The following is a 26,895-nucleotide window of genomic DNA, read 5'->3' on the forward strand; positions in this document are numbered from 1 at the left end:
TCAATTTTGCTTCGCAAGTCAATAGTGAATAATAGGCTGATAGTAGGATTCACCATTGACGATTCACCATTCACCATTCACAAAACTTTTAATGTGAAAGGTCAATTTTGCTTCGCAAGTCAATAGTGAATGATAGACCGCTAATAAATTCACAATTGACCATTCACCATTCACAAAAATTTAAATGTGAAAAGTCAATTTTGCTTCGCAAGTCAAAAGTGAATGATGGACTGATAATAAAATTCATCATTGACAATTCACAAAAAATAACCAAAGCTAAACTCAAAAAAATATGATTCCAAAAACAATGAAAGCCGCCGTAGTTCAGGGCTACGGGCAACCACTCAAAATAGAAGAAGTTCCGGTAAAAGTACCTGGAAGATATGAAGTATTGGTCAAGGTAATCGCCTGTGGAGTATGCCATACAGATTTACATGCTGTAGATGGCGACTGGCCGGCAAAACCCAAAATGCCCCTGATTCCCGGACATGAAGGAGTAGGAATCGTAGTTGCGTGCGGACCGGAAGCACAGGTGAAAGAAGGTGATGCTGTAGGAGTTCCATGGCTGTACAGTGCCTGCGGATGTTGTGATTACTGTATTACCGGTTGGGAAACATTGTGTGAAGCTCAGAAAAATGGTGGCTACAGTGTGGATGGAGGATTTGCAGAATATGTTATTGCGGATTCCAGGTATGTAGGACATTTAAAATCTGATGTCAACTTTTTAGAGATTGCCCCTATTTTATGCGCGGGAGTAACCGTTTATAAGGGGTTGAAAGAAACCGAAACAAAACCCGGAGAATGGGTCGCCATTTCCGGAATAGGAGGATTGGGACATGTGGCAGTTCAGTATGCCAAAGCGATGGGAATGCATGTGGCGGCTATTGATGTGGCAGATGATAAACTGGAACTTGCGAAAAAATTAGGAGCAGATCTGGTTGTTAATGCCAAAACTACAGATCCCGGACAGTATTTACATAAAGAAGTCGGAGGAATGCACGGTGCACTCATTACAGCAGTTTCCCCCATTGCATTTAAACAGGGAATAGATGTGCTGAGAAGAAAAGGAACCATTGCGCTTAACGGACTTCCTCCCGGTTCTTTTGAACTCCCAATCTTTGAAACCGTATTAAAGAGAATAACCGTGAGAGGTTCTATTGTCGGAACAAGAAAAGATCTTCAGGAAGCGCTGGATTTTGCCAATGAAGGCCTTGTAAAAGCAACGGTAACCTCTGCAAAACTGGAAGATATCAATGATGTTTTTGATAAAATGAAGAAAGGACAGATAGACGGCAGAATCGTTCTCGATATTGCCGGCTCAAATTAAATAATGGATTAATGTGCCCGGCAAAATGATCTGCCGGGCTTTTTTCTTCCTGATATTACAATGGTAGTAAGGAAAAATCTGCGTCATTTGTGTAATCTGCGAGAATATAAATCTGCTGAGTTTCATCAGCATAAATACGCAAACTGCATTTCTCAGCATGACAGCGCTATACAATTTTATCGGAGATAAAATCTTCGCGCCTTAAAACAGAATGAGGGTAAAAAACTTTAGCGCCTTTGCGAATAAAACACACAGAAATAGGTAATAATTGCTAATCAAAATCTTTGTATCTTAATTGTTTAATTAAAAGAAAAAAAATGGAAACCACAATATCCAGACTATCAGCAACAGAAAAAGCACTTGATGTCATTTATCAGCTGGAAGATAAATACGGCGCATTGATGTTTTACCAGGCAGGCGGATGCTGTGAAGGTACCCAACCGCAATGTTTCGAAAAAGGTGGATTTTTCCCCCGGATGAATGATGCTATGATTGGAACCATCAACGGCCATGAATTCTGGATTGACCGCGATTTATTCGAATACTGGAAATATTCTCACTTTACACTGGATGTTACAGATGGCTTCGGGCCGGGAGGTTTTTCCCTGGAAACACCTTTAGGAAAAACATTCAAAGTCAATTACAGACTTTTCACCAAAGAAGAATATGAAAATCTGGAACCTGTAAAACGCAGTGAATAAAATGGACGTAGTCTCATATTCTTTGATATGATGACTTGTGAAAAGCCATAGTGAAATTAAACATAACATTGAAAAACAACCGGGTAAAAAATGACTCTTACCCTTTTTTTCTAATGTCTGACGTCTGATTTTTCTATCTTTATTCTTTATTCTTTATTCTTTATTCTTTATTCTTGGCTCTTGGTTCTTTATTCTTTTCCCATCACACCTTGACAAACCGGTTCACAAACATCGCTGCCACAATATCTCCTACAGCATTCAAAACAGTTGCTAAAGGATCTACCAATGTTCCAATAATCATCACAGCAGGAATTGCTTCCTGTGGTAATTTATATACCGAAATCATCAGCATTTCACCAATATATCCACCGTTTGGAATTCCACCGGCTACTATACTTACAAACACGGTAATCCCTAAAGCAAGTAATAAGTTTGCCGGATCAAAAAAATCTTTTCCAATAATCAGAAAAGCAACATATATCTTGATAATGGATGACATAGAAGAGCCATTCTTATGTAACGTAGTTCCGATAGGGATTACCAGATTCGCTATAGAATTCGGAATACCGATTTTAGAGGCAGCCTGAAGATTTGCTGGCATTGTGGCAAAGCTGCTGCACGTACTCAGGGCAGTTAGAGTAGGATAGACTGCATTCGTCCAGAAACTTTTAATTCCCTTTTGTCCATTTGCCATAAAAGCGTACAGCGAAAAGAAAACAAAGAAATAAACGATTCCTGCAATATAATAAAGCCCTAATGGTTTAGTATAGAATCCAAAAAGCTGTGGCCCCAATGTGGCAACCTGATAAGCAAAATAAGCCCCGAGACCAATAGGAGCCAGCTTCATAATCAATAGAAGAAGTTCTTTCATGACCTCATATCCAGAAGCGATAAAAAGCCTGAACGGTTGACCTTTTTCTCCGGACTTTCGGGCTGCAACCCCTGTCATAAAAGCGAAAATTAATAGAGCCAGCATATTCTGTCTTGAAAAAAGCTGGGTAAATTCTCCAACGGTGAAGAAACTTACGATTCTATTCCCCCAACTGTCCTCACTGGCGGTTTCAGAAATCATTTCCGAACTGCCGGAAACTCCCGAAACAGGAAATACATAAACGGCACAAATCGTGAAAACTGCCGCTGTCAAAATAAAAAACAGAAAAGTGAAAGACATCACCAGAATGATTTTTCCAAACTTAGACTGCTGCTCCAGAGAGGCAATGGAATTGGAAACGGCAAAAAATACTAAAGGTACTACACTCACAAAAAGAAGGTTCAGGAAGATATCCCCCAGTGGCTTAATGTATTCTACAATACCCGGTGCAGTAATGCCTATAATGCTTCCTGCAACAATTCCTAAAAGTAAAAGTATAATTCCTGAGTAGTTGTTCAGTACCTCTTTCATTCAACGCTTTTTATCAAAGATAGGTTTATTTTTAACATTGTCTTATACAATTTTCAGGTGTAAATTTCATAAATTTGAGTAAACCTCATTTCTATGGCTTATATAGATTATTATAAAATTTTAGGCGTAGATAAAAGCGCAACTCAGGATGACATCAAAAAAGCTTACCGAAAACTGGCGAGAAAATTACATCCTGATCTCAATCCGGACGATAAAGAATCGGAAAAGAAATTCAAAGAACTGAATGAAGCCAACGAAGTCCTCAGCAATCCCGAAAACCGGGCTAAGTATGACAAATACGGTGAAAACTGGAAACATGGTGAAGAATATGAAAAAGCCCAGCAGCAGCAAAGGCAATATCAGCAGCAGAACTATGGCGGTGGCGGAGGGTTTTCCGGCGCTGACTTCGGCGAAGGCGAAGATTTTTCAGATTTTTTCCAGAATATGTTTGGCGGTACAGGTGGTGGCTTTGGGAAAAGTTCCAGAGGAAGTTCTTCCGGGAAATTTAAAGGGCAGGATGTGAATGCTGAACTGAACTTAAATTTAAAAGATGCCGCACAGACTCACCCGCAGACTTTTGAGATCAATGGTAAGAAAGTAAGAATTACTATTCCTGCTGGTGTATACGACGGTCAGCAGATCAAACTGAAAGGCCACGGAAGTCCCGGATTTAATGGAGGCCCAAATGGAGATCTCTACATCACATTCAATATTCCGGTAAATCCCAATTTTGAAAGAATCGGGGATGATCTGAAAACCAAAGTATCCATTGATCTGTATACTGCTCTTTTAGGTGGCGATGTAAAAGTGAATACACTGGACGGAAGTGTCAACCTTAAAGTAAAACCTGAAACTCAGAGCGGAACAACAGTAAGACTTAAAGGAAAAGGCTTCCCGGTGTATAAAAAAGAAGGCCAGTCGGGAGATCTTTTCGTGACCTACGAGGTGAAACTGCCGACGGATCTTACAGACAAGCAGAAAGAACTTTTTGAACAACTTAAAAATTCCTAAGCCATGAGTGAAAGAATATCGCGAGAAGAACTCGTAAAAATATACAATATAGAGATCACTTTTTTTGATGAACTGGTAGATGTTGGTTTACTGAACGTGGAAACGGAGAATGAAATCCGGTATTTGTTATATGAAGATCTACCCGTTTTCGAAAGATTTACCAACTGGCATTACGATCTGGAAATCAATCTTCCCGGGTTGGAGGTCATAAGTGATATGCTCCGGAAAATGGAGGATTTAAAACGCAGAAACCGTGATCTGATGAATAAACTTTCTGCAATAAATGACCAATATGAAGATATTTAATTTAGTTTTGTACATCTTTAAAACAAACTAAATATTTCTAAAAAATGAATGGAGAGAAAGTCATTAAATTACATGTAAACAGAAAGGATTTTGAAGAAATTTATTTCAGTGGTAATCAGGGAAGTTTATTTTTTTCACAGACAACCAAAGGAAAAACCGTTACGACTGTAGTTGTTGGATTAATTCTATTGATTTTATTCTGTTTTAAAGATGATTTAAGCAAAGAAAAATTCGGGATTTTATATTTTGTAAGCTTTTTATTCCTGCTGTGTACGGTATATCTTTCGTTGAGCATTAATAAAGTTTCCCGCTGGAAAAAAGAAGTGAACAGGTATTTAAAGTCTCTGGAAGATTCTGAGATTTATGAAATCAGGTTTAACAGTGAAATTTTTAATGTAAATCTCAATCATCAGGAAGAATTAAGTAAATGGGAAGATTTTAAGTACTTTGATGCCAACGATGAATTTATTTCATTAGAAGGAAAGTTCAATTATATGTTCCCAAAGAAATCCATGAGTAAAGCAGATTATGATACGCTGAAACAGGTAGCAAAGAAAAATATAAAACAATAAAAAAATCAGAGCAACTGCTCTGATTTTCTATTTATATAAAAGAATTTATCCTTCTGTTTTTTTGATTAGTCTAACCAACCCATTTCCTTCATCCACTCGTCATTGTAGATTTTTCCTACGTATCTTGATCCATGGTCATGGAAAAGCACTACGATAACGTCATCTTTCGTGAACTGATCTTTCATCTGGATCAGAGAAGCAATAGCGCTTCCTGCAGAATATCCGCAGAAGATTCCTTCTTCCTTAGCCAGCTTTCTTGCATAGACAGCACCATCTTTGTCCGTTACTTTTTCGAAATGATCAATAACAGACATATCGTAGTTCTCAGGAATAATATCTTCCCCGATTCCTTCCGTAATGTACGTATAAGCATGATCATAATGAAGTTCACCCGTTTCATGGAATTCCTTCAAAATAGAACCGTATGTATCAACACCGATTACTTTAATATTTGGATTTTTCTCCTTGAAGAATGTACCACAACCAGTCACTGTACCTCCCGTTCCGGCACCTGCCACGAAATGGGTAAGCTTTCCATCTGTCTGATCCCAGATTTCAGGCGCTGTAGATTCGTAGTGAGCTGTTCTGTTGGATAAGTTGTCGTATTGGTTCACATACCATCCGTTTTCTGTTTCCTTAGCCAGTCTTTTAGACACCGAGTAATAAGAACGCGGATCGGTAGGCTTCACATCGGTAGGGCAGACAATAACTTCTGCTCCTACAGCACGAAGGATGTCACATTTCTCCTTAGACTGCTTGGAATTGGTTACAAAGATACATTTGTAGCCTTTGATGATGGCTGCAAGTGCCAGTCCCATTCCTGTATTTCCTGAAGTTCCCTCAATAATGGTCCCTCCGGGCTTTAATCTGCCGTCTTTTTCGGCATCTTCTATCATTTTAAGAGCCATTCTGTCCTTTACGGAATTTCCAGGATTGAATGTTTCTACTTTTGCTAAAACTAATGCAGGAAAGTCTTCTCCCAATACTTTGTTAAGTTTTACAAGAGGTGTATTCCCTATCGTTTCAAGAATATTTTTTGCGTATTTCATAAATGTTTTATAAGCGGTGCAAAGATAATGCTTTAAAATTTAGCTGCGTAAATTAAAGATTATGATTTATAAAGTCAATGGACAAAGATTTGTGGCGAATTTTATTAACGGAGGGATATTGGCTGTTGACCTGCATAGGCATATTGATGTTTCAAAGTGTCATTAAAAAATTCACAATTTACCATTGACTTGCGAAGCAATATTGACTATTGACATCTTTCCCCTAGTTATACTTAATCGCCTTCACTGGAGAAATCTTACTGATCAGGTAGCTCGGAATAATCAGAGCCAGCCCGGAAATAAGAAGAATTCCCAATGAAATAGAAATAATGGCCACTGGATTTAAATCTACAGGAACCGTACTTACATAGTAGTTTTCAGGATTAAGTTTAATAATACCGAAAAATTTCTGAAGTAAAATAAGGCCTAGACCGATGGCATTTCCATACAGAAGTCCCGGGATCATGATGATCAGGGTATAGTTGATGAAAGTCGCTCTGATCTGTGAATTGCTTGCTCCCAAGGTTTTTAAAAGACCAATAGAATTCGTTCTTTCAATGATCAGAATCAGAAGAACCATGATGATATTGATCACCACAACGATCAGCATAATGATGATAATCAGGGCGATATTGGTGTCGAAAATACTGATCCAGTCGTTGATTTGTGGGAATTTGTCTGTTGCTTTTTCGGCGTAGTTTTTATAGCCGATCAGTTTTTCAATGTCCGGAAAGTCTTTATCGATGTCATTGACATTTTTAAAGAATATATCAATACCACCTATTTCATCAGGTTTCATTTCCTGGATTTTTCTTACGTGATTGATTCCGCCGATGACGAACTGTTCATCAATCATCTTGATGTCCGTTTTGTAAATCCCGATGATTCTGAATTTACGGTAGATCGGTTTCTGATCAGCTTTTGAAAATACTGTGACAATGCTGTCGTTCACTTTAAGATGAAGGTCATTGGCGATCTTCTGTGAAACCGTTACATCATTATTATATCCATTTTCCGTTACTTTTGGAGTGGTTCCGGCTACAAGGAATTTTTTGAACCTCAGGCTGTCGAAATCTTTTCCGATTCCTTTAAATATAATGCCTGAAAAATTGTGCTCATTACGCATAATTCCGGTTACCGTAGCATACCGCTGAACACTTTCTACATCAGGAAGTTCTTTAATCTTTTGAATGTTTAAACCCTGATTGTCGAGCACTGAAGTATTGTACGAGGAATTTGATCTTGTAGACCGTATTGTAATGTGTCCGCTGAAATCTGCCAGTCTCTCTTTGATGGCTTTTTTTGAACCGAAGCCCGTAGATACAGTAATCAGAGAAACAATGATCCCCAAAGCTACAGAAAGCCTGCCGATGAAGATGATCACTCTTGAAAGGTTATTTTTGTTATCTTTGGAAAACGCTATTTTTCTAGAGAAATATAAAGGAAATTTCAAGCTTATGAATTTAGATTTCAAAATTAAAAATTTACTTCTGATTTGCCTAATTTTTTTAGGAGTATTCAACCAATATTATTCTCAGGTTCAAGTTAAACCGGATTTTAAAACCGGCGCAGACCAACCCGAACTTTATCTGCCTCTGTTGAAAAATAAAACGATAGGTGTAGTAACCAACCAAACCGGGTTGATGAGCGATAAAAACCATGTCGTAGATTTTTTAGTTAAAAACAATATTAAGATCAAAGCGATATTCGCTCCTGAACATGGCTTCAGAGGAGATGCAGATGCGGGTGAGAAAGTAAAAAACGGAGTAGACACCAAAACAGGAATCCCGATTATTTCTTTATATGGAAACAATAAAAAACCAAAACCTGAACAGCTGAAAGGAATTGATATTATTGTTTTTGATATTCAGGATGTAGGGGTGAGATTCTATACTTATATTTCAACTTTAGCTTATTTAATGGAAGCAGGAGCTGAAAATAATGTAGAAATAATGGTACTGGACCGTCCGAATCCGCATGATGGCTACACAGACGGACCGGTTTTAAATAAGAAATGGTCCAGTTTCGTAGGAATGCACGAAGTTCCTGTAGTATATGGATTAACGATAGGAGAGTACGGAAAAATGGTGAATGGTGAAAAGTGGCTGAAAAATGGAGTTCAGGCAAAATATACCCTGATCCCGATGAAAAATTACCACAAAAAACAGCGTTATCCGATCTTAGATAAACCTTCTCCGAATCTTCCTAACGATAAATCAATCAATTTATATCCAAGTTTATGTTTCTTTGAAGGAACTCAGGTTTCTGTAGGAAGAGGAACGAATCTTCCGTTTCAGATCTACGGATCTCCATGGACGCAGGGGCTGCCTTATCAGTTTACACCAAAACCTAATTTTGGAGCTAAAGATCCTTTCCTGAACGGAAAATTGTGCTACGGTGAAGATCTTTCAACCTATTCGAATGACCTGAGAGCAATGAATCTTGAATGGTTAATTAAATCATATAAAAACTATAAAAATCCGCAACAGGGATTCTTCCTTGAAAACCTGTTCTTTGATAAACTGGCCGGAACTGATGAATTCAGAAAACAGATTATAGCCGGAAAATCTAGTCAGGAAATTAAAGCTTCATGGAAAAGCGGTCTTGAAAAATTTGAAAAGATTCGTAATAAGTATGTTATGTATCAGGACTAATTAAAAAGTCAATTGTGAATTTGGCTTCGCCAGTCAATGGTGAATCTGTATTTTATAAAAATTCACTGTCGAAGTCAAATTCACAATTCACACTTCACTTTTTATCAGTCGAAATTCTGCGGAGGATTTTTATCGTTCTTACCTTTATTAAGAATGAAAAGCCCCAGGGATAATCCTATAACTCCGGCAAAAGCCGTCATTAAAGCTCTTTCAAGCTTATCAGGCAAATCATTTCCGATATAATTCATTAAAAAAAGAATCACAAAAGTGATCACTGAAATAATAATATGATTTTTTCCGAACAGTTTCATGCTGTTATTTTAGTTTATAAGAGATCATGATACCTCCTCTGTATGGGATAATCTCACCACTTTTGTTGAACTTTTGTGCATAATCATAACGGTCACCTGTGGAACGGTCATATCCTTTGTAGAAGTCCTGAGAAGAACCTACTGTAGCATAAATGTCCATATTCAGACGGTCCGACAGTCTAAATTGGTACCCTCCGGTGATGCCCAATATGAAAGAATATCCTTTTTGGTAGAGGTTGGAAGTGATAAAAGTTTTTCCACGGTCATCCGTAACAGGATTATCAGACCAATAGCTCCATTTCTGAGCATTGAAAGCAGAGACTGCTATGTTTGCACCAACGTAGAAGCCCTTGAATGCCTGATTAAAATAATATCTTCCTTCAGCGGAAAGTGAGTAATACTGCATTTCATGTCCGGCAAAAGATTTCCATGGAGAAACCAGAACGTCACCCTGCAGAGTAATTTTTGATGTTAATTGTTTTTCAACACCCACGTTGATCACTCCGATTGGAGCTAAAAGTGCATTTCCTTTAATGTACAGACTTTTTTCCTGTTCCTGTTCCTGAGCTGTAAGGGCTCCTACAGAAAGGAGTGCGATAGTGGTCGTAAGAAATTTGTGTTTCAGCATTATTTTATTTGTTTCAGTAATTCTTCTGCGAGTTTGGAATCTTTTCCAGTCTGAGTGGCCATATTTCTGGACATTTCAGCATAGTTTTGGGCCATTTCCTTGTTCCCGGTCAGGAAATAAAGCTTTGCAAGAATATAAGTATTTTCCGGTGTTTCACCACGCATCACAGATTTTTCAGCCCATTCTGAGGCTTTCTTTAATGATGCAGGATTTTTGATGTGATCACCGAATACCCATGCTGCTCTTAGCAGTTCATTAGGCTCGAATGCATCGGAATTTTTGTAATACTCTAATGCTGCTTTTTCAAATTCAGGGAAATTGGCATTTTGCTCGTAGTAACTGAGTTTCGTCTGGTTTAGTTTAGATTGAGCGAGTTGTTTTCCTACTAACGGCTCGGCCGTTTTCATGAAATACTCCTCGTTGATTCTCTTATTTTTATCATCAATAGATTGCTCTACGATTTTTGAAAGTTTAAGCTGATTGTCAAATTCACTATAGGTTTCCTCAGGCAGATATTTGATGATATCAGCTTTTCTGGATGTAAAGGTGCTGTAGTTTTTGTCTTCCGTAGATTTTACAAAGAATAGAAGAAGGCCTATTTCATCTTTCGAAATTTCTTCAGTTTTCTTTTTATTTTCAAAATAGCGCTCGGAAGCTTTTATAGCAAAATCATAATCTGAAGAAGAATTCAGCCTCATAATATTGGTAAGGAATTCCGGATCTTTTTCTCCTTTGGCAAAGCGCTCTTTTAAAGAACCTTTTGAATTCCCCGGAGAATTGATGTCCTGAGCCATAGCCACAAACATACTTTCCTCCATATATCCAGTGTTTTGGGAAACCAGTTCACCTTCACCATTCAGGAACAGATAAGTAGGATAGGAGCGCACTCCGTACTTAGCAGCGATTTCTCTTCCTTCGCCTTTCTCCATATCGAATCGGGCATTCACAAAGTTGGCATTGAAATAATCTCCGACAGATTTTTTAGTAAATACGTTCTTTTCCATCATTTTGCATGGTCCGCACCATGTCGTATAGGCGTCCACGAAAACAAGTTTCTTTTCTTTTTTTGCCTTTGCTATGACGTCTTTGAACGGTAATTCCTGAAACTGTATAGCTTCCTGAGCCATGATAACGGCAGAGCAGAAAACAAATACCCCGGAGATGATCTTCTTCATTTTCAAATTAGATTTGTAGGCGAAGATAGTTATTTTCCAAATTATAGAAGACGATTTTGTGTCGGAAGGCTCTATATTAACGAATTTTAAGACTGCAGGGATTTTCTTAAAATAAAATAAACAGGCCGAAACCTGTTTACTGTTTTTTTATTACTTTTAAAATCAATAGCTCACTAAGAAACAGCTTCTACTGCTTCCTTGATCAGTTCTGTGATTTCCTTTGGATGCGTAGCCAATGAAGCGTGGCTGGCGTCTAGATGGATGATTTTCTTAGCATTCATTCTTTCTGCCATTTCCTTTTCCGTAGCTGGTGGAATCATTCTGTCATTATCAGAAACCTGGTACCAGCTTGGTTTTGTCTTCCATGCAGGTTCTCCGGCTTCAGCAGCGAAAATGCTTCCGTGAATTGGTTTTTGAGATAAAGACATCACCACTGAATCTTCAGGGTTTAGATCCTGAGCGAAACTTTCATGGAATTTGTCATACTTAATCCATAAAAATCCTTTTTCGTCCGGAACGATATTCGCTCCTCCCGCAGGCTGTTCTCTGCGTCCGAAAATACCACCTAAGCTTTCTCCTTTGTCGGGAGCAAAGGCAGCAATATAAACCAGTCCTACTACTTTATCATGATTTCCAGCTCCTGAAATTACGGCGCCTCCGTAAGAATGTCCTACCAAAAGAACTTTCCCTTCCTGTAAGTCAATCAGATCTTTTGTTTTCTGAATATCATCATCCATAGAAGTCAATGGATTCTGAACACTGCGTACTTTGTAGCCTTCGCTGTGAAGATTTTCAATAACGTGTCTCCAGTGAGATCCGTCTCCCCAAGCTCCGTGAACTAAAATAATTGTTACATTTTTGTTTTCCATATTTTTATTCTTTACATTTTGTATCACAAATTTAGGAGTATACTTTCTAAAAAATGTTCACTTTAGTTAACGTTTTAAAGTTCTGTTCCGGATTCTGCTCAGTGATTGTGGTTTTACTCCGAGATAACTCGCGATATGCTTCTGGGCGACCAATTGAAAGATCTTGGGATTCTCTGTCAGCAGGTTGTTATACCGTCTTTCAGGAGAATAATAGAGAAGTTCTTCGATTCTTTTTTTGGCATTCAGATAAATAACTTCCGTCATTTTTCTCCCAAATTCCTGCCAGTACGCATCTTTTTTATAAAGTTTCTGAAGATCATCTTTATGAAGCAAAAGAACCTCCGAATCTTTAACCGCTTTGATATTCATCTTTGATCTGGTATGACAAAGAATGCTTTCATAGTCTGTGAAAAAATAATTATCAAAATGAAAATTGAAATTCACATCCTCACCGCCTTCATTAATATAGAATGTTCGCATAAAACCACTTTTGAGAAAGCCCAGATACTGACATTCTTCACCTTCTTTCAGGAAAAAATCAGTTTTTTTGTAAACGGTTTCATGTAAATAGCTGCAGAATTCTTCATAGTGCTCTTCGTCTACCAGAAACAGAGGGCCATATTTAGAATATTCATTAAGAATGTTTTTCATATTGTCAAAGGATGATGTGAGAGCAGGCTTGAATATTTTAATTAAAACAAACATACTTCACAACTAAATTATTAAAAACTAAACGAAAATTAGAAAATAATATATGAAGTTTTATAAAATAGGGGCTGGTGAACGATTAATTGTCAATTGTGAATCGTCAATTGTGAATTTTACTAGCTGCCTATCATTGACTATTGACTTGCGGAGCAAAATTGACTTTTCACATGGGGTCTATTGTCAATAGTAAATCGTCAATTCTGAATTTTACTACCAGTTTATGAGTAACGATTGACTTTTCACATTAAAATGTATTGTGAGTGAATTTGCTTCAAAATAATATCTATTTTTGTCGCAACACTATTAATCATCATTTACTTAACAAAATACTGAAGCTTTTCTATGCTTTTTCTGTCCGGAGTTTTTCTAGCCTTCTTCTTAGCTTTTCTTTTGATTACAAAGAGAAATAAAAGTGCTGCAGATCTTCTGTTGTCAGCTTGGCTTTTGGCTATCGGACTGAATCTGGCAGGGCATTACATGCTTCTAACGAATCAGTATACGCTTTATCCGTCGTTTGTTTTTTTTGGATTTTCACTTCCTTTGGTGTATGGCCCGTTTTTATATCTGTATATTAAAAGACAGACTTCTCCCAAGCCGTTTTCGTGGAAATATCTGCTGCATTTTGTGCCGCTTATTTTGTGTAATCTTTTATTTCTGTCATTTTACATGGCTCCGTTTGCAGAAAGGGTAGAGATATTCAAACATCACGGAAGAGAGTTTGAGACGGAAATGTTTCTGAAACTGTATTCTATTTATCTTTCGGGAATTGTTTATGTGGTCCTTTCGTTTTCGGCTTTGTATCGTTTCAGGAGAAATATGGTTCAGCAGTTTTCCAACACAGAAAAAATTAACTTTAACTGGCTGCTGTATCTTATTATTTGGATTGCTGTGATTTGGGGACTTGTGCTCTTTACTGAACAGGTGAATGTTATTTATGGGGCGGTAACCATATTTATTCTGTGGTTGGGCTATTTTGGGATTAAGCAGGTTCAGGTGTTTAATCAGTCGGCGTCTGTTTTAGTGGGTAGTCCTGTAAATTCAGACCTTATTTTTGAAAATAATAATGAAGAAGAAGCGATAGTTTTAACTGAAAAGAAATACCAGAAATCAAGTTTGACGGAAGAAAATATTGATGATATTCATGTAAGGTTAATAAATCTTTTGAATCGTGAAAAGCCGTTTATCAATCCGAATCTTACACTGAATGAGCTTGCAACCATGCTGAATGCCCATCCGAATTATCTTTCACAAGTGATCAATTCTAAAGAAGGAAAAAACTTCTACGAGCTCATCAATGAAAAAAGGATAGAGGAATTTCTAAACAGGATATCACAACCTGAAAGCAGACAGTATACATTGCTTTCTATCGCTTTTGAATGCGGTTTTAATTCCAAAACATCTTTCAACCGGAATTTTAAAAAATATACAGGAGTTACTCCCAGTGAGTACCAGAAAACACCCTGATCTCAGGGTTCAACTTTCAGGGGAAAGGTTTCATATTTCATAAGTGTTTTTAAATCAATATATTGTATAATTGGTTTTATAGGTCTCAACCTTCCTGTTGGGGCGATTGGCTGTGGGGAATGGTGAATCTTTGCATCATAATTTTTAAACCTTAAAGTATGACAGCTTTTAAAAAAAGGAATGCCGTTCTGGCCACCTTCACCATTTTTACTTTGTTATTTTCCTGCACGGACGGACGGACCATTGACGAACCCGGAAATCTGGTTCCTAAAACGGTAGATCAGGATTCTTCGTTACCATCCATTTATGCTAATGGTGCTATGCTTCATTCTGAGGCTTTCGGTCCAAAAAACGGAACCATTGTTATTGCCCTTCATGGCGGTCCCGGCGGAGATTACCGTTACCTTCTCAATGGAAAAGACCTTGCTGCGGAAGGTTTTCGTGTGGTATTTTATGATCAGAGAGGTTCAGGACTTTCCCAGCGGTTTTCCAAGAAGTCTTATACATCTCTGGGAGCAGGAGCAATGGATTTGATTTATAATGAATTGCATGCCGTTATTGCCCATTACCGCAAAACGCCGGGACAAAAAGTAGTTCTGTTTGGGCATTCCTGGGGAGCGATACTGGCTTCCGGATACGCCGGAAAATATCCGGATGATATTCAGGGGCTGATTTTATGCGAACCTGGCGGACTTAAATGGAATGATATTGAAGATTACGTGAAAGAATCCAGATCATTCAAGCTGTGGAGTGAAATTCTCAATGATGCAGCTTATATGGATCAGTTTATTTCAGGGAAAGAAGATCAGCATGAGATCTTGGACTATAAAATGTCGATGCTTGCCTCCAAAAATGATATCACCGGAGAAGGTGATTTTGATTCAAGTATGAGCTGGAGAAGCGGAGCCGTGATTATGGATGCGCTCTTTGATATTGGTGAGCAATACAATATTGATTTTTCTCAGGGAATTCAGAATTACAACGGGCCTGTCTTATTCTTTTACAGTGAGCGAAATAAAGCTTATCCGGATTCCTGGGCTCAAAAAATTACGGCAAGTTATCACAATCCTTCTATTGTAAAAGTATCAGGAGTTGGTCATGATGGGATCGTTACGAATTCCAGCGCCTGGAACAATCAGACAAAACCAAAAATAATCAATCTTATCAACGGTCTTTAATATAACACAAATGAAGAATACAATATATAAAACAGTCCTCTTTCTGGGCCTGATGCTAAACACTGTAAATGCGCAGGTTATCAATTGGGCTAATGCCGGTAAAGAAAAACATATTCTCAATGCCAATATTGGAGCTGAGTACGGAGTGGTTTTCGGTCTTGGTTATGCCTATAAATTGAACTGTAAATTGTTTCCGGTGATGGTAGGTGCTGAGTTTTCTATTCCTTCCGGAAATACACTGCTGGATGATTATAAAACAAAGGCCGGAGCTAATGTAAGATGGATCAAGGTTCATGACTTTCAGTTTTCCACAAGAGTTCAGGGTGTTTTCAGGCGGTTTGAAAATGAGAATGCAGCCATAACGAATTTCGGACTGGATATGGCCGGAGTCGTAGGCTATTACAGACCCAAATGGTTTGGTGGAGTGGAAGTGGGGTTTGATAAAGCGATTGTTACTCACTTTAAGCATTCCAAACATTACAAAGACATTTATCCTGAAGTCAAAAATGGATGGTATGAACCGGCAACAGGTGGAAATTTTTATTATGGTGCTCAGGGCGGATATTCTTTCGGAAATCAAGATATCTATTTAAAATTCGGAAATCTGGTTTCGCAGGATTTTAAAACGAAGCCTTTGATTCCTTTTTATGTTCAGATCGGGTATAACTATAAATTGTAGAAGCGTTGATGTAAGGGCATAAAAAAACCGCCTTTAATAAGGCGGTTTGTGGTTTCTCCAGGAATCGAACCAGGGACACATGGATTTTCAATCCATTGCTCTACCAACTGAGCTAAGAAACCAATTGTTTCGTTGTTTAACGTGGGTGCAAAAGTATAATATTTTCCAATACCGCGCAACTTTTTTTATCATTTATTTTAAAAAACCACCTTGGGTAGGGTGGTTTTATCTTTCAATGGTTTGGTCATCAGTTATTTGGATTCACTTAAAATTTTCTTTGCATTTTCATTTTCAGGATTCAATTCTAATGATTTTTTATAATTTTCCAAAGCTTCCTTCTTTTGCCCGACTTGTAAAAGCGTTTCCCCATAGCTGTCATACGTGTTCCATGCTTTCGGATAGAGCTGAGTATTTAATTTAAAGATCTTCAGGGCATCATCTGTTTTTTTCTCACGAATCAGCTGGTAACCGAAACTATTTATCTGGCTTTCACTGACATTATATACAGACTGGATCCCTTTTTTATGTTCTGATTTAATGAGAATAATGAGTTTATCAACAGATTTTTCAGAAGCGTAAGCGTCATTTAATGGAGTCTGATTCATTTCCCTTTCTTTTTGTTCCTGCTCCTTTAGGGTTTCTACGCGGTAATATTTTCTCTGTTCGTCAGTGATTTTTGAAGGATCCATCTTGTATCTGGCCCATTTGCCATTCGTGGTTTTATCTTTGAAGAATTGTGTTCCATAGATCTGAGGCTTCTTTTTGTACATAAGATCTCTGTCTACTGCAGCGGCATACCACCATCTGTTCAGACTCGGATCCATTTTTAGTGCATTTTCAAAGCTTTTGACTGCCATTCCAGAAGAAATGGTATCTCCGCCATGCTGGAAGACGATACCGGAGTTAAAATGGTCTTTTGCAGTTTTTACTTTATCTTCCTTTAACAGGGTGAAAATTCTGACACGTCTCAGGCTGTCTTCCTTACTTACGACTTCCCAGTTGATTGGACTTGTTTTCCTTGCATTCTGGTCATCATCTGCCATTTTCTGAAGTTCAGGGTTGTCAGTGACCTGTGAAAATGTTTTTACGGCAAATAGGAGCAAAAGAAAAGTCAGGAAGTGAATCTTTTTGTTCATATATTTTGAATTTGATTAATGAGTGTGGTGGCGTAAATGTATAAAAATATTACATTCCGAAGTATGAAATGTATTATAGGTGGAAATCTCATCTAAAACTTAATATTCTTTAGGCTTAAGAGAATCTTAATGGTTTGAATTTTTGCTTCCACAGATGATACTGATAAAGGAGTTTGCAAAGTAAGAATTTGCATCATCTCCATAATCTGCGCGAGATTCTTAAATTATATAATCTGTACCCATTTTCTTCATCAGAATCAATAAAATTGATTCCTCCTTTGCTTCCCTTCCCTTTATAAATGGGATACTCATTTTCTTTGCGTGGTAAAAACTTTATTTGCTCCCCAGGTATGGCAGGTGATCCAAAAAAATAAAAAAATTTCATGATTAATAAGCACAAAAAAACCTCTAAAATGAATTAGAGGTTTTAAAGTGGTTTCTCCAGGAATCGAACCAGGGACACATGGATTTTCAATCCATTGCTCTACCAACTGAGCTAAGAAACCATTATATTTTTGTTGACTTACTTCGTTGTTTTAAAGTGATGCAAAAGTAGTAAGTTTTCTTATATGAAGCAAGTATTCACCGTACTTTTTTTTAATAAAAATAAAACTTACTGATTTTCAGCTGAATTATTTTCCTGTTCTTTTCTGATATGATCGCTCATCTCCTCCAATACAGGCTTGATCGTACTTTCCGGAAGATCACTGATTCGGATGTACATTAATCCGTCGATGGCATCATTGAAGTTCGGGTCTACATTAAAAGCAATTACTTTAGCGTTCTGCTTGATGTATTTTTTAATCAGAACAGGCAGTCTCAATTCCGGTTCAAGGTCATCAATGATCTTGTCCAGCTTATTAAGATCAGATTCCATTTCTTCAAAAAAGATATTTTTATCCCTGTCGCGCAGTTTTACTTTATATTCATTTTTAGGTGTGATATATTGAGCAACTGCTGAATCGAAATAATTCGAACGCATGAATTCAATCATCAGAGATTTGGAAAATTCTGAGAACTTATTGGAAATACTTACACCGCCCATCAGGAATTTATGATCGGAATTTCTTAAGCATACATGCACAATTCCTCTCCATAAAAGGAAAAGAGGAAGTGGTTTCTGCTGATATTCCTCACAGATGTAGGCACGGCCCATTTCGATCACTTTTTTGAAGAACGGGTGGATGTCCTGCTCAAACTCAAATAAAGAGCTTGTATAGAATCCTTTGATACCATATTTCTTCATGACTTCTTTACCCAAAGCCATTCTGTAAGCTCCGGCAAGTTTCTCCGCACTGCTGTCCCAAAGGAAAAGGTGGTGATAATGCTTGTCGTATTCATCAAGGTCGAAGGGTAGATTACTTCCTTCACCTACAGCACGGAAAGTAAGCTCTCTCTGGCGCCCGATTTCTCTCATAACCGAAGGGATTTCCTCATAAGTCGTGAAATAAATCTCGTAGTTTCCGTTACTGAAAAGCATTTTATCCGTTCCTTTCAGTCTGTTGATATCCTTAAGAATGTCTTCTTTTGGAGTTTCGTCAATGATATTCTGAACGATGTTTTCTTCTTTTAAAAGAGGAAATTTAACCGTTAAATTTTTAAGATTGATGCTCTGTGCCAATGATTTTCTCTTTTCGTAGTAAGATTTCATCATATACACTTTACGCTTCAGAAACTCACCGAGTTCTTCAATGGTTTCACTTTCATCCATTGCTTTCACCGTGATGGGTTTTCCAATCCTGATTCTGATAGGTTTCTCCCTGTCATTCATCATTTCGGCAGGAAGCATCAGCGTCTGTAAACTTGGGTGAAGCTTGGCTACCTGATAAAATAGACGGCTGTTTTTGGCATGAAAATACAAAGGAACTACCGGTACTTTGGCCATTCTGACCAGCTTAAGCGCAGGTTTTTCCCATTCTCTGTCGAGGATTTCTCCGTAAGGGTTGTTTTTATTGGAAACTTCTCCGGCAGGGAAAATTCCCACACATCCTCCGTTCTGAAGGTGTTTCAGGGTTTCACGCATTCCCGAAGTACTGCTGTACGCTTCCTTTCTGTTCTCAAAAGGATTCACAGAGATCACATACGGTTCCATAGGTTTGATCTTCTCCAGAAGAAAATTTCCCATGACCTTAAAATCCGGACGTACTTCTGAGAGGATTTTACACATTAAAATTCCGTCGATGGCACCCAGCGGATGATTCGAAACCAGAATGAACGGTCCTGTCTTGGGAACTTTTGCAAGATCTTCCTCAAAAGCGATATAACTTAAGTTTCTTTCTCTTACAAATGAGTCGAAAAAGTCTTTGCCTTCTTTATCTTTTAGTTTATCGTATAATCTATTAACTTCATTTATTTTGGCAATGCTCATCACGGCAGATGCTACCGGGTTTTTCAGGAACCCGATTTTGCTTAAGCCGGAAGCTGTGATAAGATCGTTTTTCGAAATTAAACTCATATGTGTTTAGTCGCAGTTAAAATTATTGTGTTACCATTTGAACCGTATTTTTGGAAATCTGTTCCAATAATACATTTTTTTCCTGGTAAAATTTGTCAATATGATCCATTTTCGCATTTCTTACTGTGAATAAAGATACATTTTTAACCGCTTTGGTTTTAAATATTTTTTGAAGTTCTTCATTAAGCTCATCTACATGGTCAAATTTATCTTCCAGACACAAAGCCAGTGAGATAGCTGAATTCTGCATCAGAGACACTTTGATTTTATATTTGGAAAGGTACCCGAAAATAAGACTCATATGATCTTCTGCAATGAATGAGAAGTCTCTGGTTGAAATTTTTAGCAGGACCTGATTTTCTTTTAAAATATAGGATTCTTCATGCTGATTGTGGTCTGAAGCTCCTACTTTGGTTCCTTCTTTGGTAGGATCTACGAAAGATTTTACATAAAAAGGAATCGCTTTTTGCTGAAGTGGCTGTAGCGTTTTTGGGTGAATGACACTGGCTCCGTAATAAGCCAATTCAATTGCTTCCTCGTAAGAGATATTGGAAAGAAGGGTCACATCACTGAACTTTCTCGGATCTCCGGTCATTACTCCCGGTACATCTTTCCAGATTGTCATGGCATCTGCATTCAGACAATAGGCGAAAATAGCGGCAGAATAGTCAGAACCCTCTCTTCCTAAAGTAACCGTGAAATTATTATCATCAGACCCAATGAATCCCTGCGTTACATAACATATTTCAGGATTTAAAGTGGCGATAAATTCCTCTGTTTTTGCCCAGTCTACCGTACCTTCCTGATAAGAATTATCGGTTTTGATATAATCTCTGGCATCCAGCCACTGATTGGTAAACTGAATTTCATTCAGGTATTCACTTAAGATTTTTGTAGAGATCATTTCCCCACAGCTTACCACCTGGTCATAGACGAAGCTGTAATTAGGAGATTTGTTTCTTCGTAAAAAAGAATCGATGTCATCGAAAAATACATTGATCTCAGCAAAAACGGCGTGGTTTTCAGGAAACAGCCCGTCCGCAATTTCAATGTGTTTTCGTTTTATCTTTTCAATCTCAGTTTGATAGTTATCCTTCTTGAAATAAAGCTCTACCACTTTTTCCAATTCATTCGTCGTCTTGCCCATTGCTGAAATAACCAGCAAACACTTGGCAAATCCCTGGCTTTGTAAAACCATAGACACATTTTTTACACTCTCGGCATCTTTCACAGATGCTCCACCAAACTTGAAAATTTTCATTAATTTGTTTAAAATAAAATTGTTAGATTAAAAATTACATGAGTTTTTTACGGAGGTCAAAATTATAAATTTACAACGAGATATGAAAGTATCCGGCCGTTGGAAGGAATTAAGATTTTATTAAAATTGAGACTTGACGGGAATTATCAGAATTTTATTGATTTATTGTCATCAAATGGGGATTAATATCGAAGTGGAAAATTTAAGCGTACCTTTCATGTGTGTTTGTATTGTATTGGTATACAGTCATTAAGGTCTTTTCTGATAAAAACTTTATTTCTCGGATAAATTTTCCGAAATTTGGGGAAAACGTAAAAAGAAAAATATGTCAAATCAACCATTACAGACTTTAGGAGAATTTCTTATAGATAAGCAGGACGATTTTCAGTATTCTACAGGTGAATTTTCCCGTCTTCTGAGCGCTATAAGATTGGCTTCGAAAGTGGTAAACAGAGAAGTAAATAAAGCCGGAATTGTAGATATTACAGGAGCTGCCGGTAACCAGAATATTCAGGGGGAAGAACAGCAGAAACTGGATGTGATTGCCAATGAAATTTTTATTACGGCTTTGTCTCAGAGAGAGGTGGTTTGTGGTATTGCTTCTGAGGAAAATGATGATTTTATTGACATTAAATGCGGTGAAAACGGTCATTTAAGTAAATATGTAGTACTGATTGATCCTTTGGACGGATCTTCAAATATCGATGTCAACGTTTCTGTAGGAACTATTTTCTCTATTTACAGAAGAGTAACGGAACCGGGAACTCCGGTACAGCTGGAAGATTTCCTTCAAAAAGGAATCAACCAGATCGCTGCAGGATATGTGATCTACGGTTCTTCTACCATGATTGTGTACACTACAGGAAATGGAGTGAACGGATTTACTTTGGACCCATCACTGGGAACCTATTATCTTTCCCACCCGAATATGACATTTCCTACGAGCGGAAAAATTTATTCCATCAACGAAGGAAACTATATCAAATTTCCTCAGGGTGTAAAAAATTATCTAAAGTATTGCCAGATGGAGGAAGGAGATCGTCCTTACACTTCAAGATACATCGGTTCTTTAGTGGCAGATTTCCACAGAAATATGCTGAAAGGGGGAATCTATATTTATCCTTCTTATTCTCAGGCTCCAAACGGAAAACTGAGATTACTGTATGAGTGTAATCCTATGGCATTCCTTGCTGAACAGGCCGGAGGAAAAGCTACAGACGGATTCAGAAGAATTCTTGAAGTAGAGCCTACAGAGCTTCACCAGAGAATTCCGTTTTTCTGCGGAAGTATCAACATGGTGGAAAAAGCAGAGGAATTTATGAGGATCGACAGTGTAAAATAATGACAGCAAAATATTCCAGATATTTATTAGAATTCAAACGCCCGAGCGGAACATCTCGCGGCGTTTTGCATGTAAAGGAAACCTTTATTCTCGAAGTTGAAGACAACGGGGAAAAAGGAACAGGAGAGTGTGCCGTGTTCAGAGGATTGAGTTTTGATGACCGGCCGGATTATGAGGAAAAACTACAGTGGCTTTGTGAAAATATCAATCAGGATGCTTTGTATTTAAAAGAAGAGCTGAAAGAGTTTCCATCGATATGGTTTGGATATGAGCAGGCCGTTTTGAACTTAAAGCATGGAGATCATCTGTATTTTCCAAGTGAATTTACGGAAGGAAAATCGGCGATTGTCATCAACGGACTGATCTGGATGGGAGATGTTCAGTATATGGAAGAACAGATCCGCGAAAAACTTGAAAACGGTTTTCACTGCATCAAACTGAAAATCGGAGTAGATTGGGAATCTGAACATAAGGTTCTTCAGAAATTAAGAGAGAAATTTTCAAAAGATCAGCTTGAGCTTCGTGTAGATGCCAACGGCGGGTTCAATAGGGCAGAGGCAGAGATTGTTTTACAGCAGCTTGCCGATCTTCATATTCATTCTATTGAACAGCCGATAAAAGCAGGTAATTGGGCTGATATGGCATCATTATGTGCGATAACGCCAACTCCTATTGCTTTAGATGAGGAACTGATCGGAATTACAGATCTTGTTGAAAAGAAAATACTTTTGGAAACCATCAAGCCACAATATATTATTCTAAAACCAGCATTGGTTGGTGGTTTTGCAGGTTCAGACGAATGGATTTCTCTGGCAGAAGAACAGAATATCGGCTGGTGGATCACTTCCGCCCTGGAAAGTAATATTGGGCTGAATGCCATCGCACAGTATACCTTCACAAAAAAAAGTCCGATGCCACAAGGTTTGGGCACCGGATCTTTATTTGTAAATAATTTTGAATCAGTTTTGGAACTCAGAAATGAGCTGTTGTGGTTCAAAATATAATGGATGAATTGATATTTATGCAAATGGAGGAGGAGCGTCTTCGCAAGTTGGATTGCTTGAGTGTTCAGCATCCCATGATCTGCAGCATCTTTTTCTTGGATCCCAGCTGTTGCAGCCCAGTGGAACAAGCCCTCCTTTAATTGTTTTTAATTCTCCCTTTTCAAGTTTTCTCATGTTGTCGCTTAACTTTTTCATAATAAAGATTTTAATTTGTTTAGTGAAGTAAATTTCAATCTCTTTTTTTTATTACGCAAGAATTTAACTTAAATTAACTAAATTCACCTTCCGGGGACTTGTTGATTATGTGATATCATTTTCTTTACAGGGAGAATCATAGATTGTATATAAAAAATAATTTTGCTTCCATATGGGAAAATGGAAGTCAACAGGTATTCGAAGATAGTCTAAAGTAGTATTATGGTCGGATAGTTTTTGTTTTTTAAAGGGTTAATGTTTGTCAATTAAATCACGTCTTTTACGAAAATTGCTTTCTTAATATAATTCAATAAATAAGAAAACTTGCTTTTTATTCTTTTCATGATGAAATTTGTATTTCTCTGTTTAATGAAAATTTACAATCTTTGTGCCAATTTAAACACAAGTTTAAAGTTTAACATATGATTCATTTCATGGTCTGTTTTTTAATATATTGTTAAGAAATAATTGTGAATGTATTTTCGTTATCCTTTGATCTTCCGGTGATTAAGTTCCGGTCTACACCATATAGATTCTGGTAAATATCCTTCTGTACCATTGAGCTGGAAAGGTATCCCCAATGATTTCCTACTTCATATTTAAAGCTGTTGAGCACATCATCCTCCACAAAAGTGCAGTCAATAATGGAGACAATATCTTTGAATTTTTCAATATCACCCGGTCCGTTTTTACCCAATCTCGGCGTCAGAATATTTTTGGTGAACTGTGAAATTCCCAATATCGTATCTTTCCTGTTTAAATAGATAGAAACACGATTGGCGAGCAGCGGAAGTTTATTGAATGAGTCTTCCGAATCTTCGAACACTTTATAGGTGACATCCGCATTTAAAAGAAGGACCTGATCGATTACGCGAAGAATATTTTCCTTTTTTAAGCTGTACAGCATACTTTGAAGCACTCTGTTTCCCATGGAATGCGCCATCAGATGTATCCTCTGATTGCAGGGAGCCAGATCACGGTTCGAAAAAATATCTTTTAAAAACTGAGTGTAAAAATAGAAAAGTCTCATCAGGGAAGATCCTGAATTGATGCTTGATGCCTTATCGTCAAAATAAGTCAGAGGAACAATGCTGCTTGAAGCAGGCCAGCTTACGAACAGAATATGCTCTACCGGTGATGCCGGATTATCGATGAACAGTTTTTTAAGATCAATCATGGCTTTTAATTCATCATCAAAATCATAGGCATAACCATGGATGAAGATCAAAACATCACTTCTGTCTTTTGTAGACGACATATTCTTATAGAGTTCATAGAACATTCGCTGGGTTCCGCCGAGGTTATTGGCTGTAAGCGTAGATTTCTTAATGCCTTTTTCGTTCTGTAAAACTTCCAGGACATCCTGATAGCCTTGTTTTTCGGGCTCAGAGAATAATTTGTAGTTTAAAATATTCCTGTTGGTGTAGTCTTTCTTCTTTTTGGCTGCTGCAGTAGGCTCTTTATAGGTGTCAAAATCACATTTTGCGATTCTGAAATTGGGAATAGAGTATTCATCATTAGAAAATGAGTCTACTTTTTCGCCCTTATGACGGACGATCTTACGATTGCTTAGGATATAAACAGCCATATTCAGTAATTTTTACAAACGGTTTTTAGTTTTAACTAAATTAATGAAAAATATTGAATTATCATCAGTTTTGCTTTTAAATTATCATTTTCGTAAGCCCTAAATTTTCCTTAACTTTGTAAAACTTTTTTTGCATACAATAAAAGCTAATTTAATAATGGAAGAAGAAAAAAAATCACTCAATTTTATTGAGCAAATTATTGAAGATGATATGGCAAACGGACTGAATAAAGATCAGATTCGTTTCCGTTTTCCCCCTGAACCTAATGGATACCTGCATATTGGCCACACAAAAGCCATCTGCATCAACTTTGGGCTGGGTGAAAAGTACAACGCTCCCGTAAACCTTCGTTTCGACGATACGAACCCTGAAAAAGAAGAGCAGGAATTCGTAGATTCTATCAAGAAAGATGTTGAATGGCTGGGTTTCAAATGGGATAAAGAGCTATATGCATCCGACTACTTCCAGCAGCTTTATGAATGGGCCGTACAGATGATCAAAGAAGGAAAAGCTTACGTAGATGAGCAGCCGTCTGAGGTAATCACTGAGCAGAGAAAGAATCCGGCAGAACCTGGAATTGAGTCGCCGTTCAGAAACCGTCCGGTAGAAGAATCCCTTGATCTGTTCGAAAGAATGAAGAACGGAGAATTTGAAGAAGGGGCAATGTCTCTTCGTGCGCAGATCGATATGGTTTCTCCGAATATGAACTTACGTGATCCTGTGATGTACAGAATCCTGAAAAGACCTCACCACAGAACAGGGACAACATGGAAAATTTATCCTATGTACGACTGGGCGCATGGTGAATCCGATTATCTGGAGCAAGTTTCACACTCATTATGTTCATTGGAATTTGAAAACCACAGACCACTTTATAACTGGTATCTGGAGCAGGTATATGATGAATCTAAAATAGCACCGAAGCAGAGAGAATTCGCAAGAATGAATGTCTCTTATATGATCACGTCTAAAAGAAAATTACAGAGACTGGTTGCTGAAAATGCGGTAACAGGTTGGGACGATCCGAGAATGCCTACGATCTCAGGAATGAGAAGAAAAGGATTCACGCCGACATCCATTAAAAACTTCATTGAAAAAGTAGGAGTTGCGAAAAGAGAAAACCTGATCGAGATCCAATTGCTTGATTTCTGTGTTCGTGAAGATTTGAACAAGGTGGCGAAACGTGTAATGGCAGTGGTAGATCCGGTAAAACTGGTGATTGAAAACTATCCTGAAGGCAAGGAAGAATGGCTTGAAACTGAAAATAATCCTGAACAGGAAAATGCAGGGACAAGAGAAGTTCCTTTCTCAAGAGAATTATATATTGAAAGAGAAGACTTTAAGGAAGAAGCGAATAATAAGTTCTTCAGACTGAAATTAGGCGGAGAAGTTCGTTTGAAATCAGCATATATTATCAAAGCGGAAAGAGTTGAAAAGGATGAAAACGGTGAGATCACTACGATCTACGCCAGTTATGATGAAAAGAGCAAGTCAGGAAGCGGAACGGAAGAAAGTCTGAGAAAAGTAAAAGGTACACTTCACTGGGTATCTGCTACTCATGCTATTCCGGTAGATGTGAGAATTTATGACAAACTCTTTACAGTAGAGCAGCCGGATGCAGAAAAGGATGTAGATTTCCTTAACTTCATTAATCCGGAATCTGTAACTACGATTAAAGGATTTGCTGAACCAAGCTTAAAAGATGTAGCCATAGGTGAGCCACTTCAGTTCCAGAGAATCGGGTACTTTACAAAAGACCAGGATTCTACGGATTCTAATCTGGTATTTAACCGTACTGTAACGTTGAAAGATTCTTTCAAACCGGAATAATTTTTATCCGGAATAAAAAACATAAAAAGCCCAGCTGAAATAGTTCAGC

General features: G+C 37.8%; 25 protein-coding genes and 2 tRNA genes. 12 read left to right on the forward strand and 15 right to left on the reverse strand.

Annotation, left to right across the window (positions count from 1 at the left end; all coding sequences use genetic code 11):
• Nucleotides 1-292 precede the first annotated feature (292 nt).
• Both adhP and BUA72_RS04670 read left to right on the forward strand, forming a co-directional pair.
• The gene (adhP, locus tag BUA72_RS04665; RefSeq protein WP_034728785.1) at nt 293-1,327 is read left to right on the forward strand and encodes an alcohol dehydrogenase AdhP; all 1,035 of its coding nucleotides are present in this window, start codon (nt 293-295) and stop codon (nt 1,325-1,327) included.
• 317 nt (nt 1,328-1,644) lie between these two features.
• Nucleotides 1,645-2,028, forward strand: a complete 384-nt coding sequence (locus tag BUA72_RS04670; RefSeq protein ID WP_034728787.1) for a DUF779 domain-containing protein — start codon at nt 1,645-1,647, stop codon at nt 2,026-2,028.
• Nucleotides 2,029-2,230: 202 nt separating this feature from the next.
• Here BUA72_RS04670 and BUA72_RS04675 read toward each other — a convergent pair whose 3' ends face one another.
• A complete protein-coding gene (locus BUA72_RS04675) occupies nt 2,231-3,430 on the reverse strand; it encodes a dicarboxylate/amino acid:cation symporter (protein WP_072921980.1) in 1,200 nt (399 codons plus the stop codon).
• Between the two features lie 93 nt (nt 3,431-3,523).
• Between BUA72_RS04675 and BUA72_RS04680 the strand changes: the two genes are divergently transcribed.
• Genes BUA72_RS04680 through BUA72_RS04690 form a run of 3 tightly spaced genes read left to right on the forward strand, consistent with a single transcriptional unit; the run spans nt 3,524 to nt 5,319 of the window.
• On the forward strand, nt 3,524-4,441 hold the full coding sequence (locus BUA72_RS04680) for a DnaJ C-terminal domain-containing protein (protein WP_072921981.1): 918 nt from the start codon (nt 3,524-3,526) through the stop codon (nt 4,439-4,441).
• 3 nt (nt 4,442-4,444) lie between these two features.
• Nucleotides 4,445-4,747, forward strand: a complete 303-nt coding sequence (locus BUA72_RS04685; RefSeq protein WP_047449309.1) for a chaperone modulator CbpM — start codon at nt 4,445-4,447, stop codon at nt 4,745-4,747.
• A 44-nt stretch (nt 4,748-4,791) separates the two neighbouring features.
• The gene (locus BUA72_RS04690; protein ID WP_072921982.1) at nt 4,792-5,319 is read left to right on the forward strand and encodes a hypothetical protein; all 528 of its coding nucleotides are present in this window, start codon (nt 4,792-4,794) and stop codon (nt 5,317-5,319) included.
• Between the two features lie 65 nt (nt 5,320-5,384).
• Here the strand turns inward: BUA72_RS04690 and BUA72_RS04695 are convergent, their stop codons facing one another.
• Both BUA72_RS04695 and BUA72_RS04700 read right to left on the reverse strand, forming a co-directional pair.
• Nucleotides 5,385-6,368, reverse strand: coding sequence for a PLP-dependent cysteine synthase family protein (locus BUA72_RS04695; RefSeq protein ID WP_072921983.1), 984 nt, complete (start codon nt 6,366-6,368; stop codon nt 5,385-5,387).
• Between the two features lie 223 nt (nt 6,369-6,591).
• Nucleotides 6,592-7,821: an ABC transporter permease gene (locus BUA72_RS04700; RefSeq protein WP_072921984.1), complete on the reverse strand. Its 1,230-nt coding sequence runs from the start codon at nt 7,819-7,821 to the stop codon at nt 6,592-6,594.
• 4 nt (nt 7,822-7,825) lie between these two features.
• On the opposite strand from BUA72_RS04700, the gene BUA72_RS04705 reads away from it, so the two are divergent.
• Entirely contained in the window at nt 7,826-9,022 is a 1,197-nt protein-coding gene (locus BUA72_RS04705) for an exo-beta-N-acetylmuramidase NamZ family protein (RefSeq protein ID WP_072922488.1), read from the forward strand.
• A 104-nt stretch (nt 9,023-9,126) separates the two neighbouring features.
• Here BUA72_RS04705 and BUA72_RS04710 read toward each other — a convergent pair whose 3' ends face one another.
• The 5 genes from BUA72_RS04710 to BUA72_RS04730 form a co-directional block, all read right to left on the reverse strand.
• Complete coding sequence (locus BUA72_RS04710; protein ID WP_072921985.1) at nt 9,127-9,333, reverse strand: hypothetical protein; 207 nt, start codon at nt 9,331-9,333, stop codon at nt 9,127-9,129.
• 4 nt (nt 9,334-9,337) lie between these two features.
• Nucleotides 9,338-9,961 carry a DUF3575 domain-containing protein gene (locus BUA72_RS04715; RefSeq protein WP_072921986.1) on the reverse strand — a complete coding sequence of 208 codons (624 nt, stop codon included), beginning with the start codon at nt 9,959-9,961 and terminating at the stop codon, nt 9,338-9,340.
• A complete protein-coding gene (locus tag BUA72_RS04720) occupies nt 9,961-11,136 on the reverse strand; it encodes a thioredoxin family protein (protein ID WP_072921987.1) in 1,176 nt (391 codons plus the stop codon). The genes BUA72_RS04715 and BUA72_RS04720 overlap by 1 nt, the downstream gene beginning before the upstream one ends.
• A 173-nt stretch (nt 11,137-11,309) precedes the next feature.
• Entirely contained in the window at nt 11,310-12,005 is a 696-nt protein-coding gene (locus BUA72_RS04725; RefSeq protein WP_072921988.1) for an alpha/beta hydrolase, read from the reverse strand.
• Between the two features lie 66 nt (nt 12,006-12,071).
• The gene (locus tag BUA72_RS04730; protein ID WP_047450371.1) at nt 12,072-12,656 is read right to left on the reverse strand and encodes a Crp/Fnr family transcriptional regulator; all 585 of its coding nucleotides are present in this window, start codon (nt 12,654-12,656) and stop codon (nt 12,072-12,074) included.
• A 399-nt stretch (nt 12,657-13,055) separates the two neighbouring features.
• Here BUA72_RS04730 and BUA72_RS04735 point away from each other — a divergent pair, with 399 nt between their 5' ends.
• The 3 genes from BUA72_RS04735 (at nt 13,056) to BUA72_RS04745 (ending at nt 16,034) form a co-directional block, all read left to right on the forward strand.
• Nucleotides 13,056-14,177, forward strand: a complete 1,122-nt coding sequence (locus BUA72_RS04735; protein WP_072921989.1) for a helix-turn-helix domain-containing protein — start codon at nt 13,056-13,058, stop codon at nt 14,175-14,177.
• Between the two features lie 158 nt (nt 14,178-14,335).
• Entirely contained in the window at nt 14,336-15,355 is a 1,020-nt protein-coding gene (locus BUA72_RS04740; protein WP_072921990.1) for an alpha/beta hydrolase, read from the forward strand.
• Nucleotides 15,356-15,365: 10 nt separating this feature from the next.
• On the forward strand, nt 15,366-16,034 hold the full coding sequence (locus BUA72_RS04745; RefSeq protein ID WP_072921991.1) for a hypothetical protein: 669 nt from the start codon (nt 15,366-15,368) through the stop codon (nt 16,032-16,034).
• 49 nt (nt 16,035-16,083) lie between these two features.
• Here BUA72_RS04745 and BUA72_RS04750 read toward each other — a convergent pair.
• The 5 genes from BUA72_RS04750 to BUA72_RS04775 all read right to left on the reverse strand — a co-directional run bounded on the left by BUA72_RS04750 (nt 16,084) and on the right by BUA72_RS04775 (nt 20,886).
• Nucleotides 16,084-16,156 (reverse strand) — tRNA-Phe (locus tag BUA72_RS04750).
• Nucleotides 16,157-16,285: 129 nt separating this feature from the next.
• A complete protein-coding gene (locus tag BUA72_RS04755) occupies nt 16,286-17,170 on the reverse strand; it encodes a tetratricopeptide repeat protein (protein ID WP_072921992.1) in 885 nt (294 codons plus the stop codon).
• A gap of 433 nt (nt 17,171-17,603) precedes the next feature.
• Nucleotides 17,604-17,676: transfer RNA gene (locus tag BUA72_RS04765), tRNA-Phe, on the reverse strand.
• 107 nt (nt 17,677-17,783) lie between these two features.
• Entirely contained in the window at nt 17,784-19,625 is a 1,842-nt protein-coding gene (locus BUA72_RS04770; protein ID WP_072921994.1) for a lysophospholipid acyltransferase family protein, read from the reverse strand.
• A gap of 22 nt (nt 19,626-19,647) precedes the next feature.
• Nucleotides 19,648-20,886: an aspartate kinase gene (locus tag BUA72_RS04775; protein WP_047449274.1), complete on the reverse strand. Its 1,239-nt coding sequence runs from the start codon at nt 20,884-20,886 to the stop codon at nt 19,648-19,650.
• Between the two features lie 325 nt (nt 20,887-21,211).
• Between BUA72_RS04775 and fbp the strand changes: the two genes are divergently transcribed.
• Both fbp and menC read left to right on the forward strand, forming a co-directional pair.
• Nucleotides 21,212-22,228, forward strand: coding sequence for a class 1 fructose-bisphosphatase (gene fbp / locus BUA72_RS04780; protein ID WP_034728811.1), 1,017 nt, complete (start codon nt 21,212-21,214; stop codon nt 22,226-22,228).
• Nucleotides 22,228-23,232 carry an o-succinylbenzoate synthase gene (gene menC, locus BUA72_RS04785; protein WP_072921995.1) on the forward strand — a complete coding sequence of 335 codons (1,005 nt, stop codon included), beginning with the start codon at nt 22,228-22,230 and terminating at the stop codon, nt 23,230-23,232. The genes fbp and menC overlap by 1 nt, the downstream gene beginning before the upstream one ends.
• Nucleotides 23,233-23,247: 15 nt before the next feature.
• Here the strand turns inward: menC and BUA72_RS04790 are convergent, their stop codons facing one another.
• Nucleotides 23,248-23,427, reverse strand: coding sequence for a hypothetical protein (locus BUA72_RS04790; RefSeq protein WP_047449268.1), 180 nt, complete (start codon nt 23,425-23,427; stop codon nt 23,248-23,250).
• 457 nt (nt 23,428-23,884) lie between these two features.
• Complete coding sequence (locus BUA72_RS04795; protein WP_047449265.1) at nt 23,885-25,015, reverse strand: alpha/beta hydrolase; 1,131 nt, start codon at nt 25,013-25,015, stop codon at nt 23,885-23,887.
• A 157-nt stretch (nt 25,016-25,172) separates the two neighbouring features.
• Between BUA72_RS04795 and BUA72_RS04800 the strand changes: the two genes are divergently transcribed.
• The gene (locus tag BUA72_RS04800; protein ID WP_072921996.1) at nt 25,173-26,846 is read left to right on the forward strand and encodes a glutamine--tRNA ligase/YqeY domain fusion protein; all 1,674 of its coding nucleotides are present in this window, start codon (nt 25,173-25,175) and stop codon (nt 26,844-26,846) included.
• The last annotated feature ends 49 nt before the right edge of the window (nt 26,847-26,895 follow it).

The sequence above is a fragment of the Chryseobacterium sp. OV279 genome, assembly GCF_900128945.1.
Classification (GTDB): domain Bacteria; phylum Bacteroidota; class Bacteroidia; order Flavobacteriales; family Weeksellaceae; genus Chryseobacterium.